Source organism: Ruegeria sp. CDSC079 (assembly GCF_059610505.1).
The window spans coordinates 264,790-278,124 of record NZ_JBXWNT010000006.1 but is presented as its reverse complement, the minus strand read 5'-3'; the positions used below and the strand labels follow the sequence as shown (position 1 = coordinate 278,124).

The window sequence follows — 13,335 nt, the reverse complement described above, 5'->3', positions numbered from 1 at the left end:
GCGTGAATTTCCCATGATATTCCCGCGTTTTTGCCGATCTGATGTCGCATATCAGACCGGCAAACCGGATTAGCCAACAAAGGCCTTTTCAATGACGAATTCCTTGGGGTCGGAATTTGCGCCTTCGCGCAGTCCGAAATCCTCGAGGATTTTTTTGATATCCAGGTTGAAAGCCAATGATCCGCAAACCATCGCGCGGTCCGTATCCGGCTGGATGCCGCGCTCAATCCCCAGATCGGCAAATACTGTGCCGTCTTTCAACAGCTCGGTAATGCGGCCCATTTTGGGGCTCTGTTCGCGTGTGGTGGTCGGGTAGTAACGAATCTTGTCCGCAAAACCTTCGCCCATCAGCTCAGCCAGCATTTCGTCCTGGCGAATGTCTTCGATCAGCTGACGACCATATTCCAGCTCGGCCACTTCGCGGCAGGTATGAGTGATGATGATCTCGTCATAATCCTCATAGGTCTGCGGTTCGCGCAGCAGTGAGGCGAAGGGTGCAAAGCCGGTGCCGGTGGCAAAGAACCACAGGCGCTTACCGGGCAGCAGGGCGTCATGGACCAGCGTGCCAACCGGCTTGGGCCGCAGGATGATCTGATCGCCTGGTTTGATGTGCTGAAGTTTCGAAGTCAGCGGGCCGTCCTGTACCTTGATCGAATAGAACTCAAGCTCCTCATCCCAGGACGGCGAGGCGATGGAATAGGCGCGCAGCAGGGGTTTGCCGTTGTCGCCCAGCAGGCCGATCATCACAAACTCGCCCGAGCGGAACCGCAAGGACGCGGGGCGCGACACTTTGAATGAGAACAGGCTGTCAGTCCAATGCTTGACGTCTGTCACAGTCTGGGCGTCCGGCAGAACGGGGGCCTTCACGGCGGTTGCTTCGGTCACGGGTTTCATCTCTGTCATCGTTTCACTGCCGGTGGAGTAAACCGACATCTCCGTTTAATCTTTGATCCAAGTCAGGAAAAGGGGGCTCTTGCCCCTACGTTCCTATTTGAGGCTGCGAAAGGCGATTTTAGCCGCGCAGGCGGGCCTGATAGTTGTTGTCCTGCCAGTTGGCGCGAGCCACCCATTGATCTTCGGGCTGACGATCGGCCAGAGTGTCTTCAATCTCGACCTCATCAAAGCCGCTGCGCCGCGCCATGGCATACTGGTCGGCCAAGACATGGCCTTTGGCGCGCAAGCGACCGGTATAGCCTTTCAGGCGCAGGGTCCGCGCGATGGTAAAGCCGCGCCCATCCGCAAAGGACGGGAAATCGACGCGCACCATCTTGGCGCTGCCCAGCCGTTCGGCAAGTTCATCCGGATCCGTGTCCGAGCTGACATCCAGCGCGACCACATCATTGGCCGCGTCTTCCAGCGTGACATAGCCATCAGTCCAATCATCGGGGGCGAACCCCTCATCGGTTACGATAACGTTCATGTGTTCTCTCCGGCGCGCATCATCTTGCCATCTACAAAATGAATGCCGCATTCTTCCTTGTTCTGATCGCGCCAGCGTCCGGCGCGGGGGTCTTCACCCTGTTTGACCGGCGAAGTACAGGGTGCACAGCCGATCGAAGGGTATCCTTTGGCCACCAGCGGGTGCCTGGGCAAGTTGTTCTCTTCCATATAGGCGCGCACATCTTCGGGCGCCCAATGGGCCAGCGGGTTGACCTTGATCCGGCCTGTGCCGTCCTCGACCTCAAAGAAATCAAGCGTGGCGCGGGACCCGGCCTGAAACCGTTTGCGCCCGGTGATCCAGCCATCATATCCCAGCAACGCCTGTTGCAGCGGGAAGGTCTTGCGCAGGTTACAGCACGCATCCATGTCCCGCAGACGCAGCGCGCCATAGGGGTCGTCGCGTTGAACATCCTCTTCATCTGCGCGGATGATCTTGACGTTTCGCAACCCCAACCGCTCGCTCACTTCCTGCTGATACTCCAGCGTTTCGGTGAACAGCATCTGCGTGTCGATGAACAGCACCGGGATCATCTTGTCGACCACGGCCGCCATATGCAGCAACACCACCGATTCCGCACCAAAACTTGAGACCAGAGCGAGATCATCGATCTCTTCCATTGCTCCGTGCATCACGTCATGCGCACTGTGGTGGCGGAACCGGGCGTTCAACTCACTGACCCGTTCGGTCAGTTCGCGTCTATCCCGGCCCAGTTCAGTCTGGATCAGATCAAGCGGCATTCGCTCGCGCCTCGGGGTAGAGGGCCGCCTTGAACGGAGTCATTCCGACACGGCGATAGGTCTCGAGGAAAGTTTCTTCGGCGCCCTCACGCTGCTCCAGATAGGTTTCGACGATGCGCTCAACGGCCGGAACGATCTCATCATAGGCAAAGCCTGGACCCGTACGATCGCCGATTGCGGCGTTTTCCGTGCCGTCACCACCCAGAGTGATCTGGTAGTTTTCGACGCCTGCACGATCCAGACCAAGAATGCCGATATGGCCGACATGGTGGTGACCACAGGCGTTGATGCAGCCCGAGATCTTGATCTTCAGGTGGCCGATATCATGCTCCAGTTTGAGGTCTTCGAACCGGGTGGCGATTTCCTGTGCAACCGGGATCGAACGCGCCGTTGCCAGAGCGCAATAGTCCATGCCGGGGCAGGCGATGATGTCGCTGATCAGGCCGATATTGGCGGTCGCCAGTTCGTATTCCTTCAGCTTGGCATGGATCGCGGGCAGGTCCGATTTGTGGACATGCGGCAGGATCACGTTCTGCTCATGGCTGATGCGCAGCTCGTCATAGGCGAACTCTTCTGCCAGATCGGCCATCACGCGCATCTGTTCGGCAGTTGCATCACCCGGCGTTGCGCCGTGCTTCTTGATCGAGATGGTGACAATCGCGTGGTCCGCATTCTTGTGCGGCGCGATGTTGGTATCGACCCATGAGCGGAAGACCGGATCGTTGGTGTATGCACCTTCAAACGACGCAACCGACGCTTCGCGGAAGGTGGGTGCAGCGAAGTGGCCCTTGATCTCTTCCAGCAGGTTCAAATCCGCGCCTTTGAACTGCGGGCGGACCTGCAGGAAACGCTCGTTCACCTTGGCGCGGATGGCGTCGATGCCGTGTTCATGCACGGTGATCTTGATGCGCGCCTTGTACTTGTTGTCACGGCGGCCGATCTGGTTCCACACGGACACGGTGGCCTCAAGGTAGGCCAGCAGATCGTCAAAGGCGACGAAGTCAGACAGCTCTTTACCGATCATGGGCGTACGGCCCAGACCGCCGCCTACGATAACACGGGCGCCCAGAACGCCGTCACGTTCGACCAGTTGCAGGCCGATATCATGCGCCTTGATCACGGCACGGTCGTTCTCTGACCCTGTGATGGCGATCTTGAACTTACGCGGCATGAACTGAAATTCCGGGTGGTCGGTCGACCACTGGCGCAGCAGTTCCGCATAGGGGCGCGGATCGGCGACCTCATCCGCGGCGGCACCGGCGAAATGGTCGGCGGTCACATTACGAATGGTGTTGCCGCTGGTCTGGATGGCGTGCATGCCAACCTCGGCCAGCGCGTCCAGCATATCCGGCACGTCATTCAGCTTGGGCCAGTTGTACTGGATGTTCTGACGGGTGGTGAAATGGCCATAGCCCTTGTCCCATTTTTCAGCCAGCAGGGCCAGTTGGCGCATCTGCGCACTGTTCAGCGTGCCGTAAGGAATGGCGACCCGCAGCATATAGGCGTGCAGCTGCAGATACAGGCCGTTCATCAGCCGCAGCGGCTTGAACTCATCCTCGGTCAGCGATCCGTCAATGCGGCGCTCGACCTGGGCGCGGAACTGTCTGTTGCGTTCTGCCAAAAATGCTGTGTCGAACTCGGAGTAGCGATACATGATTAGCTGTCCTTAAGTGCAGCCCCGAACCTGGGGCCAATGTAGGGGAGAGAGAGGGCCAGGGATCAGGCCCGGGGCTGCGGGGAAGTTTCCTGTTTGCCGTGGGCATAGTTGGACGGACCAGTCCGGCGGAAGTCTTCCCGAAAATGAGTTGGTTCTGGGCCTTCGTCGCCAGCTATGGCATCCGCCAGATAGGCACCGACAATCTTGCCTGCTTGGCGTTCGGCATCCAGAAGGCGGATCTGTGCGTGGGCTTCGTCTGTGATCAGCTCTGCCTCGGATAATTCACGTGACCAGCGGTCGTCCTCGGTCAGATAGATGACGTCACCTTCCAACAGATCGTTGGCGGTTACCACTTTGGGGGTAAAAGCGCGGGCCATCAGGCGTGCTCCTTTTTGAATTCAGTCAGGGCCTTGGCTGCCTGGCGGGGGGCAAGGCCGTAAAAAGTAAGGGTGGGGCCGTCCATGTCCGAGGCGCTCAGATCGGCGGACATGTGATCCAGCGTCGTGGTCAATATGCGCTGATCGGGACGCGACGCGTTTTCGATCAGCGTCACAGGTGTGGCCCGGTCGGCGCCGTGCATGATCAGGCGGCCCTGAATAAACCGGGCAGACTTTTTGCCCATATAGATCGCCGCCACCGAACCGGGCTGCGCCAGGGCGCTCCAATCGTGATCGGCGAACCCCTTCATGTCGTGCCCGGTCAGGAAACGGATCGAAGAATTGCGCCCGCGGCGCGTCTGGCTTTGCCCGATGCCTGCAACTGCGGCCGAGGCTGCGGTGATGCCGGGGATAATCTGCCACGAGATGCCAGCTGCTTCGACGGCGTCGATTTCTTCGTCCAAACGACCAAATACGGTGGGGTCACCGGATTTCAGGCGTACAACGCGTAGACCCTTCAGAGCGTACTCTACCAGCAGCGCGTCGATGTCTTCCTGTTTCCACGAGGGGCCGAACCCGGCTTTGCCAACATCGACCAGAACGGCCGTTTGCCCGGCTAGGGTCAGCACCTCGGCGCTGATCAGCCGGTCATGCAGGACCACATCCGCGCACTCGAACGCGCGCAGAGCTTTGAGCGTCAGCAATTCGGGATCACCAGGGCCTGCGCCGACAAAGTCGACATGGCCTGCGTCCTGATATGTTTGCGTCACTTGCATGTTTCGGTCCGGGTTGGTTTGACTTGACCCTCAATATAGGAAATATTCCCGGTATTGCGCCATATGTGCGCATAAAAAAGAACAAGCGTTTCGCTGTGTTGATCAAGCGATACGAAAGTTTCGAAACGAGGAAGAAATTGGAATGTCAGTGCGGATTGATGACACGGATCGGAAAATTCTGGTTGAGCTGCAGCGCGACGCCAGCCAATCGCTGGACGAAATAGCAGCCCTGGTCGGCAGTTCCAAGACGCCTGTCTGGAATCGCATCCGCAAGCTGAAAGGGGCCGGGGTGATCGGTCAGCAGACGGTATTATTGGATGCCGAGGCGCTTGGTTTTGAGGCGACGTTCTTCGTGCTGATCCGCACCTCTGAACACGAGGCGGATTGGCAGCGAAAGTTCCTCAAAGCCCTGCGGGACCGCCCCGAAGTGCAAGAGGCGCACCGGCTGGCGGGGGATATCGACTATATCCTCAAGGTGCGGGTCAAGAACGCGCGCGCCTATGACGTGTTCTATCAGACTTTGATTTCCGAGGTGCGCGTCCACAATGTGACGGCTCTGCTGTCGATGGAAGAGATCAAGTCGACGACCATGCTGCCGCTGAATGCCCTGATCGAGAACTAGCGGTCAGACCTGAACCATCAACCGCTTTAGCCCGTGAAAATGGTAGCTGTTGGAATATTCCGGTTCCGCGCTGAGCGCTAGGTTGGGACAGCGTTCGAACAGTGCCGCCAGCGCTATTCGCATTTCGAGTCGGGCCAACGGTGCTCCGACGCAGAAATGCAGACCCGCGCCAAAGCTGCTGTTGGTCAGGATGGGGCGGGTTGGATCGAACTTATGAGGTTCGGCCCAGACTTGTGGATCACGGTTCGCGGCTCCAAGCAACAAAGCGACTTCGTCACCGCGTTTAAAACTGTGCCCGAACAGGTCGATCTCTTCATAGGCATAGCGCGTGAACATATGCAGCGGCGGGTCAAAGCGCAGGATTTCTTCGACGGTGGCGTCAATGGTTTCAGGCTGAAAGGCATCGGCTTTTACACCTTGGTGCAATACGGTCCTGAGCCCATTTCCTAGCGAATGAACCGTGGCTTCATGACCGGCATTCAACAGCAGAATGCAAGTTGCAACCAACTCGTCACGTGACAGTTTTTCACCATCTTCTTCAGCGGCAATCAACCGGGTAATCAGGTCATCCTGTGGGTCAGACCGGCGCTTTTCGACGTAAGACGAGAGAAAGTCGGTGAACTCTTTTGCCGAGGCCGCCGCCGCATCCTCGGTCTGGCGTGTGCGGCTGGCCTGATACATCGCCACCATGTCATGGGACCAGCGCAAAAGCTGCGGAGACATCTCTTCGGGAACGCCAAGAAGGCGGCAGATCGTGACGACCGGAACTTGCGTGCAATAGGTACCCAGCAGATCGAAGGGCGCTTTGGGAAAGGCGTCGATCAGCTTGTGGCTGAGGTCACGAATTGATGGTTCCAGTGCGGTGATGGCACGCGAGGTAAAGGCCCGCATGACGAGGCCGCGAAGCCGGGTGTGGCGCGGCGGCTCTGCTTCTAACAACGAATGAGATTCGACCATCAACCAGGGGGCTAGATGCGCAGGACCTGGACGTTGCATTTCCGCCGGTACTTCGCGACCGAAACGACGGTCCTTCAGCAAGGCCTGAACCGCCCGGTGGGATACAGCAGCGTGCATCCGGTAGTCGGCCCAATACACAAGGTCGCCATGCGCGCGGGCCGCATCATAAAACTGATAAGGGTTCTGGACAAAATTCGGGTCAACAGGGGATTGATGCAAAGTCTTCATGGCGGGCACACTTGCCATGAGGCGCGTTGAATGCAAGACCCAATGTCATGCAAAGGGTATGGTTAATTTCGACATTTCTGATTGCTGTTGGGCTGCTCTCTGTTGGAGTGTGGTCATACGGCTTTCGTCAGGCTTTGTCGCCGCTGAGCGATAAGGCTGAGGCCGATCTGGAATTGGCCGCCGACCGCCTTAGCACACAAATGCAGGTCTATCAGGAACTGGCTGTCTTGATGGCCAGCCACCCGGCTGTTCGAACGCTTGTCACGCCGAGCGATCGCGCCATCGCGCAGGCTGTGTTGCTGGACGTGGCAGACAAAACTGCCGCCGTTAACATTGTCTATCTGGACCGTCTGGGCAGGGTACTTGCAGCCGCCCACCCGGTGCCTGAATTGACGATGGCAGACCATCCCGCATTCAGGCGCGCCATGCAGGGTGCTATGGGCAGTGCCCACGGGGTCGAGTCCACAAGCGGCGATCGAACCTATTCCTATGCAGCTCCTGCCTTTGGTCCCACCGGTATAGTCGAAGGCGCATTGATGGTTATAGCCGATGTGCAGGATGTCGAACAGACTTGGCGGGGCAGTACCGAGGCCATTTTCTTTATTGATGGGGAAGGTGTGGTGTTCATCTCGAACCGTTCCGACCTGTTGTTCTGGCGTCGGGCCGAAGGTCAACCGGGGCTGGTGCCGCCCGAGGGGCAGACGGTCGATTTCTCGTCGAATCTGATCGGACGACACGAGCTTTGGACCTTGAATTGGGGCCGGTATCTGCCACAGCGTGCGTTACACCTTACACTTGATCTACCGGTGATAGACATGACAGCCGAGGTGCTGGTGGATGTGGCCCCGGCGCGCCGTCTGGCGAATTTGCAAGCAGCGGCGGTAGCTGCGATCTGTCTGGCCTTCGGGGCGCTTTTGTTTATGGCAACCGAACGCCGGCGCGCGCTTGCTGAGGCCAATGCGGTGCTGGAAAGCCGCGTGACGCGCAGAACCCATGCACTTACCGCCGCGAACTCCGCCCTGCGGCGCGAGGTCCATGAACGGGAAGAGGCAGAGGTGGCGCTGAAACATGCGCAGGAAGAGCTTATACAGGCCGGGAAGTTGAGTGCGCTCGGGCAGATGTCGGCGGGCATTAGCCATGAGTTGAACCAGCCGCTGATGGCCATTCGCCAATTCGCCGAGAATGGAACGGCTTTTCTGACCAGAGGTGACGAGTCAAAAGCCGCCGAGAACCTCACCAGAATTTCCGATTTGGCCGCGCGAATGGCGCGAATTATCAAGAACCTCAGGGCTTTTGCCCGCAATGAAAACGAGCCCATGGGCAGAGTTGATCTGGTTCAGGTAATAGAAACGGCGTTGGAATTGACCGAGGCCCGGCTGAATTCGGAAAACGTTCGTATGGAATGGCAGGCTCCAGATGTCCCTATCTATGCTTGGGGTGGCGAAGTGAGATTGGTGCAGGTGTTCGTAAATCTGATTAACAACGCCGCCGATGCCATGAGTGAGCAACAACAACGCATGATCAAGATCGCGATAAACAGTGACAAGACCCTGACGGTCACGGTCAGCGACACAGGTCCGGGGATCGAGAACTCGGAGAAGCTGTTCGAGCCGTTCTATACCACCAAAGCTGTCGGTTCGTCTGAGGGCATGGGGCTGGGGTTGTCGATCTCTTATGGTCTGGTTCAAAGCTTTGGTGGTAATATTCGGGGCACCAACGCTCCGACAGGTGCGGTATTCACTGTGGAACTGGAACATTTCAAGGACGTAGGGGCAGCATGACCCGCAAAGTGCTTTTGGTCGATGACGACTCGGCAGTGCGCGAAGCGCTGGCCCAAACGTTAGAGCTTGCCGATTACGAACCTGTGACAGCCGGGTCCTTTGTGGCGGCGAAGGATCATATCCGGGCGGATTTCGCAGGAGTGATCGTGTCGGATATCCGGATGCCTGGTCGGGACGGGTTTCACCTGTTGACCTACACCCGCGATATGGATGCTGATCTGCCTGTCATCCTGTTGACTGGAGAAGGCGACATACCAATGGCAGTGCAGGCCATGGGGCAGGGTGCATTCGACTTTTTGGAAAAGCCCTGCGCCGCGGCAGATCTGCTAAAGGTGTTGGGCAAGGCATCCGAAGCGCGAGAACATGTCCTGCAACAACGCGCAATGAAAAGCGAACTCGAACGCGGCGATCCAGCGGCACGCCTACTGTTCGGTCTCTCATCAAAGGCCGAAGAACTGAGGGAAAGGGTTCGTACAGTAGCCCAGACAGGGGCCGAAGTTTTGGTCACCGGACCGGCTGGCAGCGGAGTGTCCAAAGTTGCCGAGGTCGTTCACCTAATGTCGCCGCAAAGTCAGGGCCCATTTGTCAAACGTCCATCCGCCGGTTTGTCGACCAGCGATCTGGTTCATGTCTGCGAAGATGCAGCCGGCGGTTCCCTTTTTCTGGACGAAATCTCGGCCATGCCCGAGGCCACGCAATATGCAGCACTGGAGATGGTTGAACAGGGTGTAGGCGCCCGAATTCTGGCGGGCACGACCACTGACCTGGCCGAATTGTCTTCGGATGGACGGTTTCTTGCGGATTTGTTCTATCGTTTGGATGTGATGCGCGTTCGCATACCGTCGCTTGCCGAGCGCCCCGAGGATATACCTGTAATCTTCCGCCACTATGTAGCACAGGCAGCCGAACAGGCCGGGATAAAGGAACCGGAAATCACGTCGGACCATCTGGCATCGCTGATGACCAGAGACTGGCCGGGCAACGCACGGTCGCTGATGTCAGCCGCAATGAGGTTTGTGCTGGGAATGCCTGAAGATGTCTCGCAGGCCGCAGAACTGGGGTTGAGCGAGCAGATGGCACGGGTCGAAAGATCTCTGCTGATTGCTGCCCTTGGCCGGCATAACGGCAAGGCATCAGAAGCCGCAAAGGCGCTAAAGCTGCCTCGCAAAACCTTCTACGACAAGCTGGCGCGATACCACATTCGTCCTGAAGACTACCGGAGGTAAAGGCTCCCGCCAGCTTTTCCCGCATTGTCATGCGGTTAAGCTGTTGGGCGTGGCAGTCCGCTGACGCGGACTGCGGGGCGAACCAAATGCCCGGCAATCGATTCGGATTCGGCGAATCGTTATTTGTGCGGAAATCCACACAATGGCGCAGATATATGTGCGGATTCTCGCACGGCTTTCTTGCAGGCTCAAACAGAGACTTGGTTGAATGCGTGTAACATCAAGTAAATAAATGACAAAATGTCAACCGGCGGCGATTCCCACAAAAAGTTGAGAGCGTGAGCCCGATTCGGTTCACTCGCCGCCATGGGACGACTTCGGCACGTCCGGAGACGTAGTGAAGTATCTGGGAGAACTCGACTGATGAAATTTCTGACAACGGCAGCGACCGCCGTCGCTCTAACCGTAACAGCAACCGCAGGCATGGCCGCTTGTGAAGACGGCGAAATCGTCGTGAAATTCGCGCATGTGACCAATACCGATAAACATCCCAAGGGTATTGCAGCCTCGTTGCTGGAACAGCGCGTTAATGATGAGATGAACGGCGTGATGTGCATGGAGGTCTACCCGAACTCCACGCTCTATAACGACGATAAAGTCCTTGAGGCGATGTTGCAGGGCGATGTGCAACTGGCGGCCCCGTCATTGTCCAAGTTCGAGAAGTTCACCAAGCAATTCCGCCTGTTCGACCTGCCGTTCATGTTCAAGAACATTGATGCGGTAGACGCATTTCAGGCTTCGGCCGACGGTCAGGCGATGAAAGACAGCATGCAGCGCCGTGGCCTGCAGGGGCTGGCATTCTGGCACAATGGCATGAAACAGATGTCGGCCAACAAACCGCTGGTCGATCCGTCGGATGCCAATGGCCTGAAATTCCGCGTCCAATCTTCTGACGTGCTGGTCGCGCAGATGGAGGCGATTGGCGGAAGCCCGCAGAAAATGGCTTTCTCAGAGGTTTATGGTGCGTTGCAGCAAGGTGTCGTCGACGGACAGGAAAACACTTGGTCCAACATCTACGGCAAGAAGTTCTTTGAAGTTCAGGACGGTATCACTGAAACCAACCACGGTGTCATCGACTATCTGGTCGTGACATCGGTTGACTGGCTGGACAGCCTGGATCCTGCGGTGCGCGAACAGTTCCTGACCATTCTGGGCGAAGTGACAGAACAGCGGAACAAAGAATCCTTCTCGGTGAACGAGGAAGCCAAGGTCTCGATCACAAATGCGGGCGGTATCATCCGTGAACTTAACCCTGAACAGCGTCAGGCCTGGATCGACGCCATGAAACCTGTTTGGGAACAGTTCGCCGGTGACGTGGGTCAAGAAAAGATCGACGCCGCACAGGCTATCAACGCCGGGTTCTGATCCTGGTATACGCCGCGCGTCCGGGGACTGGGGAGTATTCGACGCGCAGGCAGGGTGGGCCGATTTGGCCCGCCCAAACAGCACTTATCTCAAAAAATGTGGGGACAGATAGATGTCTGGTGCGCAATCCGGCCAAGGCGGGCTGGTCGACCATATCGAAGAAACCTTGATCGCATCGTTGCTGGGCCTGATGACGGCTGTGACATTTGCCAATGTGATCGCAAGGTATTTCTTTAATTCCAATATCCTATGGGCACTAGAGCTGACGGTATTCGCCTTCGGCTGGTTGGTGCTGCTTGGGGCGTCTTATGCCGTCAAGAAACACGCTCATCTGGGAGTGGACGCCATCCTGAACATGCTCAGCCCGGCGCCTCGACGGATTTTGGCTCTGATCGCTGTAGTCTGCTGTCTGGTGTTTTCTCTGCTGATGCTAAAAGGCGCATATGACTATTGGGCCGTGTTCGCGGATCTGCCGCCCACATCGGGGCGATGGTTCCCTACCGGGTTCAACTTCGATGCGCGCAGTCAGAGCTTTTATGAGGTCGACGACATTCCGATGGTTGCCCCGCTGCGGTTTCTGGAGGATCTGATCAACTATGGCGAGGGCTATGAAAAACTGCCCAAGGTGGTGCCGTATCTGGTTCTGCCCGTGTCGATGCTGCTTTTGGTGATCCGCTTTGCGCAGGTTGCGGTACAGATTTGGCGCGGCGAAGCCGATCGGATGGTCGCTAGCCACGAAGTCGAGGACGAGATTGAAGAAGTCCGCGCTCAGCAAGGAGAGCACAACTGATGGATGTCATTCTTCTGTTCTCGATGGTGATCGGCCTGCTGCTGATCGGCGTTCCGATTGCGGTGGCGTTGGGGCTCAGCTCGACGCTGTTTCTGCTGATCTATTCCGACAGTTCGCTCGCTTCGGTCGCAGGTACCTTGTTTGAGGCGTTCGAGGGGCATTTTACCCTTCTGGCGATCCCGTTCTTCATTCTGGCCTCATCCTTCATGACCACGGGCGGCGTGGCCCGGCGCATCATCCGTTTCTCGATTGCCTGCGTGGGGCACTTGCCCGGAGGTCTGGCGATTGCGGGGGTGTTCGCCTGTATGCTGTTTGCGGCCCTGTCGGGGTCGTCTCCGGCTACGGTGGTGGCCATCGGGTCGATTGTGATCGCCGGGATGCGGCAGGTTGGTTATTCCAAGGAGTTTGCCGCCGGTGTGATCTGTAACGCCGGGACGCTGGGCATTTTGATCCCGCCGTCGATCGTGATGGTGGTCTATGCCGCCGCTGTCGAAGTTTCGGTTGGCCGCATGTTCCTCGCCGGTGTGATCCCCGGCCTGATGGCTGGGCTGATGTTGATGATCACCATCTATGTGATGGCCAAGGTCAAGAACCTACCCAAAGGTGAATGGAAAGGCTGGGGCGAAATCTTGGTCTCTGCACGCGAAGCAGGTTGGGGTCTGTTCCTGATCGTGATCATTCTGGGTGGCATCTATGGGGGTATCTTTACCCCGACCGAGGCCGCTGCGGTGGCCGCAGTCTATGCATTTTTGATTGCCAGCTTCGTCTACAAGGACATGGGCCCCCTCAGCACCGAGGGTGAGGAAAAGAATATCTCTTTGCTCAGAAAGCCTTATGCGCTGATCACGGCGATTTTTCACCCCGACACCAAGCAGACGTTGTTCGAAGCTGGGAAACTGACCGTTACCCTGCTGTTCGTTATCGCCAACGCCTTGATCCTTAAACATGTTCTGACCGACGAACAAGTGCCGCAGCACATAGCAACTGCCATGCTGTCGGCAGGTCTGGGACCGGTGACTTTCCTGATCGTGGTTAATGTGATCTTGCTGATCGGCGGCCAGTTCATGGAGCCTTCGGGCCTGCTGGTTATCGTAGCACCACTGGTGTTCCCGATTGCAATCGAGCTGGGCATCGACCCGATTCACCTGGGCATCATCATGGTTGTGAACATGGAGATCGGGATGATTACCCCGCCGGTCGGCTTGAACCTGTTCGTGACCTCGGGCGTGGCGGGCATGCCGATGATGGGCGTTGTCCGGGCGGCCCTGCCATTCCTGGCGGTCCTGTTCGTCTTCCTGATCATGGTGACCTATATCCCGTGGATATCCACCTTCCTGCCCAACACCTTCATGGGGCCGGAGATCATAACAAACTAGCG

Annotated in this window: 12 protein-coding genes and 1 pseudogene; 6 read left to right on the top strand and 7 right to left on the bottom strand. The window is 57.5% G+C overall.

The window, feature by feature from the left end; translation table 11 throughout:
• Positions 1 to 69: 69 nt before the first annotated feature.
• The 6 genes and pseudogenes from AC2FIC_RS13765 to cobA all read right to left on the bottom strand — a co-directional run.
• A complete protein-coding gene (locus AC2FIC_RS13765) occupies positions 70 to 903 on the bottom strand; it encodes a ferredoxin--NADP reductase (RefSeq protein WP_496691348.1) in 834 nt (277 codons plus the stop codon).
• Positions 904 to 1,012: 109 nt separating this feature from the next.
• Entirely contained in the window at positions 1,013 to 1,420 is a 408-nt protein-coding gene (locus AC2FIC_RS13760; RefSeq protein ID WP_496691318.1) for a DUF934 domain-containing protein, read from the bottom strand.
• The gene (locus AC2FIC_RS13755) at positions 1,417 to 2,178 is read right to left on the bottom strand and encodes a phosphoadenylyl-sulfate reductase (RefSeq protein ID WP_496691317.1); all 762 of its coding nucleotides are present in this window, start codon (positions 2,176 to 2,178) and stop codon (positions 1,417 to 1,419) included. Before AC2FIC_RS13755 ends, AC2FIC_RS13760 begins: the two co-directional genes overlap by 4 nt.
• Positions 2,168 to 3,832, bottom strand: a complete 1,665-nt coding sequence (locus AC2FIC_RS13750; protein ID WP_496691316.1) for a nitrite/sulfite reductase — start codon at positions 3,830 to 3,832, stop codon at positions 2,168 to 2,170. The genes AC2FIC_RS13755 and AC2FIC_RS13750 overlap by 11 nt, the downstream gene beginning before the upstream one ends.
• A 65-nt stretch (positions 3,833 to 3,897) precedes the next feature.
• Positions 3,898 to 4,212, bottom strand: a complete 315-nt coding sequence (locus AC2FIC_RS13745) for a DUF2849 domain-containing protein (RefSeq protein WP_142634089.1) — start codon at positions 4,210 to 4,212, stop codon at positions 3,898 to 3,900.
• Positions 4,212 to 4,958: pseudogene (cobA, locus tag AC2FIC_RS13740) on the bottom strand (uroporphyrinogen-III C-methyltransferase); the annotation flags it as partial. The gene AC2FIC_RS13745 and the pseudogene cobA, both read right to left, overlap by 1 nt.
• Before the next feature lie 172 nt (positions 4,959 to 5,130).
• Between cobA and AC2FIC_RS13735 the strand changes: the two are divergent.
• Positions 5,131 to 5,610 (top strand): Lrp/AsnC family transcriptional regulator, encoded by a 480-nt coding sequence (locus tag AC2FIC_RS13735; RefSeq protein ID WP_496691315.1) that lies wholly within the window; start codon positions 5,131 to 5,133, stop codon positions 5,608 to 5,610.
• Between the two features lie 3 nt (positions 5,611 to 5,613).
• On the opposite strand, the gene AC2FIC_RS13730 is transcribed toward AC2FIC_RS13735, so the two are convergent.
• Positions 5,614 to 6,795 carry a cytochrome P450 gene (locus AC2FIC_RS13730; RefSeq protein WP_496691314.1) on the bottom strand — a complete coding sequence of 394 codons (1,182 nt, stop codon included), beginning with the start codon at positions 6,793 to 6,795 and terminating at the stop codon, positions 5,614 to 5,616.
• A 47-nt stretch (positions 6,796 to 6,842) separates the two neighbouring features.
• On the opposite strand from AC2FIC_RS13730, the gene AC2FIC_RS13725 reads away from it, so the two are divergent.
• From AC2FIC_RS13725 to AC2FIC_RS13705, 5 genes are all read left to right on the top strand, one after another.
• Positions 6,843 to 8,576: a sensor histidine kinase gene (locus AC2FIC_RS13725; protein WP_496691313.1), complete on the top strand. Its 1,734-nt coding sequence runs from the start codon at positions 6,843 to 6,845 to the stop codon at positions 8,574 to 8,576.
• Complete coding sequence (locus AC2FIC_RS13720; RefSeq protein WP_271946867.1) at positions 8,573 to 9,802, top strand: sigma-54-dependent transcriptional regulator; 1,230 nt, start codon at positions 8,573 to 8,575, stop codon at positions 9,800 to 9,802. Before AC2FIC_RS13725 ends, AC2FIC_RS13720 begins: the two co-directional genes overlap by 4 nt.
• Positions 9,803 to 10,165: 363 nt before the next feature.
• The gene (locus AC2FIC_RS13715; protein WP_142634078.1) at positions 10,166 to 11,167 is read left to right on the top strand and encodes a DctP family TRAP transporter solute-binding subunit; all 1,002 of its coding nucleotides are present in this window, start codon (positions 10,166 to 10,168) and stop codon (positions 11,165 to 11,167) included.
• A 112-nt stretch (positions 11,168 to 11,279) separates the two neighbouring features.
• Complete coding sequence (locus tag AC2FIC_RS13710) at positions 11,280 to 11,957, top strand: TRAP transporter small permease (RefSeq protein ID WP_496691312.1); 678 nt, start codon at positions 11,280 to 11,282, stop codon at positions 11,955 to 11,957.
• On the top strand, positions 11,957 to 13,333 hold the full coding sequence (locus AC2FIC_RS13705; RefSeq protein WP_142634073.1) for a TRAP transporter large permease: 1,377 nt from the start codon (positions 11,957 to 11,959) through the stop codon (positions 13,331 to 13,333). The genes AC2FIC_RS13710 and AC2FIC_RS13705 overlap by 1 nt, the downstream gene beginning before the upstream one ends.
• Positions 13,334 to 13,335 lie beyond the last annotated feature (2 nt).